At 70.3% G+C, this 3,751-nt stretch carries 6 protein-coding genes; all 6 read right to left on the reverse strand.

Annotation, left to right across the window (positions count from 1 at the left end; all coding sequences use genetic code 11):
- Positions 1-760 (reverse strand): sulfatase-like hydrolase/transferase (locus V7Q31_RS17940; RefSeq protein WP_333835214.1); only part of this gene is annotated, 760 nt, incomplete at its 3' end.
- Positions 761-791: 31 nt separating this feature from the next.
- Positions 792-1,115 (reverse strand): DUF6515 family protein, encoded by a 324-nt coding sequence (locus V7Q31_RS17945; RefSeq protein ID WP_333835215.1) that lies wholly within the window; start codon positions 1,113-1,115, stop codon positions 792-794.
- Positions 1,116-1,120: 5 nt separating this feature from the next.
- Complete coding sequence (locus V7Q31_RS17950; RefSeq protein WP_333835216.1) at positions 1,121-1,852, reverse strand: DUF2092 domain-containing protein; 732 nt, start codon at positions 1,850-1,852, stop codon at positions 1,121-1,123.
- A 28-nt stretch (positions 1,853-1,880) separates the two neighbouring features.
- Positions 1,881-2,711: a transporter gene (locus tag V7Q31_RS17955; RefSeq protein ID WP_333835217.1), complete on the reverse strand. Its 831-nt coding sequence runs from the start codon at positions 2,709-2,711 to the stop codon at positions 1,881-1,883.
- A gap of 1 nt (position 2,712) precedes the next feature.
- The gene (locus V7Q31_RS17960; protein ID WP_333835218.1) at positions 2,713-3,432 is read right to left on the reverse strand and encodes a hypothetical protein; all 720 of its coding nucleotides are present in this window, start codon (positions 3,430-3,432) and stop codon (positions 2,713-2,715) included.
- Positions 3,429-3,751 (reverse strand): hypothetical protein (locus tag V7Q31_RS17965; RefSeq protein WP_333835219.1); only part of this gene is annotated, 323 nt, incomplete at its 5' end. The genes V7Q31_RS17960 and V7Q31_RS17965, both read right to left, overlap by 4 nt.

Here is a 3,751-nt window from a genome sequence, read left to right on the forward strand (position 1 = left end):
AGCGGTCGCGCCAGTCGGCGGGCAGCTGGAACGGGTCGTGCGGGGCCTGCAGCGCAAGGTAGGCGAAGAACGGGCGACCGGCGCCGCGATGCTCCTCGATGTTGGCGATGATGGCGTCGGTGTAGTCCACGCTGGAATGGAACCCCGGCCGCAGCGCCCGGATCGCCTCGCCGTTGTAGGTGTAGAGCTGCCGCTCGCCCACGGCGCCCCACATGTCGTCCAGATGGCTGCCGCCGCCTGGGATCAGCGAGAGGTCGCGTGCGAAACCGCGCGCCGCGGGCCAGTGCTCGGGCTCCTCGCCCAGGTGCCACTTCCCGGCCATGAAGGTGTCGTAGCCCGCCTCGGCGAGCAGCGCGGGGAGCGGGGCGACGCGGTCGTTCAGATGCCCCTCGTAGCCCGGCTGGCCGACCTGGTTGGGCGCGGTGAACTCGGCCATGTTGCCCAAGCCCGCGAGGTGGTTGTCGGTCCCGCTCAGCAGCATCGACCGCGTGGGTGAGCAGGTGGCGCTGGCCGTGAACTGGGTGAAGCGGACGCCGACCGCCGCCAGCGCATCGAGATTCGGCGTGTGGATCTCGCCGCCGAAGGCGCCGATGTCGGTGTAGCCGGCGTCATCGGCAACGATCAGCAGGATGTTCGGGCGTGCGCTGCCCGTGGCGGGGTTGACTGCGATTTGCTGCGCAGCGGTCGGGCCAGCAAGCACGAAGATCGCCGCCGACAGCGCCTTGGCGACAGTTCGCAGGATGCTCGGAGAGAGCTTCACGGTCTTTCCTTCCCCTTGGCGCAGGCGGCGCTTACTGGATCTCGACGACGACATACTGGTTCCCGTACGGCTCGTAGTAGCGGCCGCCGCAATTGTGGTAGCTCGCGCCGTTGACGACGACCGTCGTGCAGCCCGCCGGGAGCGCAGCGACATAAATCGCGGTGCGCCTGACGACGCGCCGGGTGGTGCGGCGTGCGACCCCGGCGGCGCTGACGGGCGTCATCGGGCGGCCCACCCGCGCCTCGGCTGCGGACAACGGACCCGTCCGGCCCCAGTCCGCGAAATCGAAATCAAGTGCGAGGCCCGCTGCGAGCGCCGCGACGATCGCGAAGCGTCCGGCTGTTCTTGAGAGCATCGCCGTCACTCCATCATGTCCCGCGCGGCGTCCGCCGCGGCGATCTCGCGCGCGCCCTCCGGCGCGGTGAAGGCGAAGTCGTCGTCCGCCTCGAAGGTCCAGTCGTGGAACTGCGCGGCGAACTGCGGCGCCCCGGTCACCCACTTCGACGTGATCACGTAGCGGACGGGCAGCGCAGGCCCTTCGGCGCGCACCCACAGCTGCCAGTCGTGGTCGTCGGCGCGGTAGAACAGGTGGTGGGCCGGCTCGCCGCCGACTGTCGTGGCGCCGATGTAGTCGCCGCTCTCGACGCCGTTCATCAGGTTGCCGCACGCATCGGCGTAAAGCAGGTCGGCCCCGCCTGCGGCGCCCTCGCCGAACACGGCCAGCAGCGCGTCGAGCCCGTCGTCCACCCCGCCCGCCGCGGGCGTGACCGCGTAGCCGCCGAGCGCCTCGGACCAGACGGTGAGCGTCTCGCCGTCATGGACCGCCTCGACCGCCCCGAACGGCCCCTGCCGCCGCATCCGGAAGCCCGCGGCGCGGTCCACCACGGCGGTCGTGGTCGCGACGAGCTGCAGCTTGCGCCCGTCGCGAAGGATCATGTCGGTCGAGGCGTCCGACGTCACCGTGAAAGCCGCGAGGGCCGCGAGCGCCGCGCAGGTCTCGCGCAGCACCGCCTCGGCGTCGGGGTCGATCTCGGCGGCCCCGGCTGGCGCCGCGACCAGCGCCGCCATCACCGCCGCCCTGCAGGAAACCATGGTTGCTGGTCCTCTCATCTCTGTGTGGTTATCTCGGGAACAGGAAAGTCAGCTGCGCCCGCGCCCCGAAGCCTTCCGGTCCGCCGTCCGGCCCGTCGAGCCAGTAGCGCGCGCCCGCGCCGATCTGGATGAGCTGCGAGCCAATGGGCAGGATCTGCGCGGCGAACAGGTTCACCACCGGGCTGGCCTGATCCTCCTCCCAGTCGTAGGTCATCTCCATGTTCAGCGACAGCGTGGTGGCCGTGGGCCAGGTATGGGCGAGAAAGGGCTGGAGGAAGCTCGCGTTCACATCGGCCCGGTCGTCGTCGCCCGCGAATGACCACAGGTGGTTGACCAGCGCGCCCGCGGTCCACGGACCGCGCTGCACGAGGGCTACCGCCGTCGGTCCGGCCGCCCACTGCTCTGCCCCCAGTGCGTCGTCCGTCGCGGTCGGGATCACCGCCACCGGCCCGACGCCCCAGATCAGGCCGCCCGGCCCGGGCGCCTTGGGCGAGAAGAACAGCGACTGCGTGACGTCGCCTAGGCCGAATTGCGAGCCGCCCGCGGGCGTGACCCCGTCGAGCCCGATCACGGGGACGATCGTGCGCGAGACGACGTTCCAGTTCTCGGTGATCCCGAACGGGATCACCGGTTGAATGTTGGTCAGATACCGCTCGCCGTCGCCGTCCGGTCCCATGCCGCGGTCGAAGTTGAACTGGATCGGCACGCTGATCAGGTCGGCGATGGGGTTGGAGAGCTTCTTCGCAAGCGCCGCCGCATCTGCCTCCTGCGCCGTCGCGGGGCCGTAGGTCGCGACGATAGCAGCGACGGCGCCGACAGCGCTGGCGATAGTCCAGATGGCGGCGCAAGGGGCGGCCATCTCAGAACTTCACCACCAGCGCGGTGAACGGCCCGAACATCTGCATGTCGATCTCCTTGCCGTCGTTCTCGTAGTCGATCGACAGGTAGCGATACCCCAGCTCGGCGCTTACGCGCTCGGTGAAGGCGTAGTTGGCGCCCGCATACGCCTCCCACGTGAACTCCGATCCGACGCCGAAGCCGCCGATGTTCGCGGACGCGTTCAGCGTCACCCGTTCGGTGGCGGGATAGCCGACGCGGACCCCGACGATCGGGTCGAAGTAGGTCGTCGATTTCGACGCGCTCAGGGCCCCGGCCGTCACTGTCGTATCGAGCGAGACGAGGCGGCCGCCGCCGAAGCCGTCGACGAAGGCGCCTCCGTCCTCCCACAACCGCCACGCCGCGGCGCCGGTGAACATGAAGAGATCGTTCGCCACGCTTTGCCGGCCGCCGAGCGGGCCGGTCTCCGACACCCCAAGGTCGGTGAAGAACACGTCGCCGAACAGCCCGAGCCGCCCGCGCCGCGCCTCGGCGGTGCCGAATACGCCGAAGTTCAGCGCCTCGAGGATTTCGGTGGCGCTGGTCGAGACGTCGGCGCTCACCGAGCCGCCGGGCCTGTCGATGGTGGCGTCGACCTCCATCGCCGGGAACCAGCCGTAGGCGGAGACGATGAAGTCCCAGTCCTCGGCGGCGGCTGTCGTGGCGGCGAGGAAGGCGCAGAGCGATGCGATGCTGCGTTTCATGACGGGTCCTGAGGGTCGGGGAGGCGGGCGGCGAAGAAGGGCGGCGAGTCGGACCAGAGGTCGCCGCTGTCGAACAGGCGGCCGCCGAAATCGAACAGGCACTGCATGAAGGCCCGGTCGAACTCCTCGGTTGGGTCCGGACAGGGAATGGCCGCAGGCACGGCCGTCACGTGGAAGCCGATGCCGTCGCGCTGCGCGATGGCGTGCAGCCGGTAGACGTCGCCGATCGCGCTGCCGCGGATGAGCGAGCTCACAGCCGCGCCGCCGATGCTGGCCACGCGCGGGCGGAGCGTCCGGTAGGGCGGGAGGAGGTTGTTGT

Source organism: Rubrimonas sp., assembly GCF_036788415.1.
Taxonomy (GTDB): Bacteria; Pseudomonadota; Alphaproteobacteria; order Rhodobacterales; family Rhodobacteraceae; genus Rubrimonas.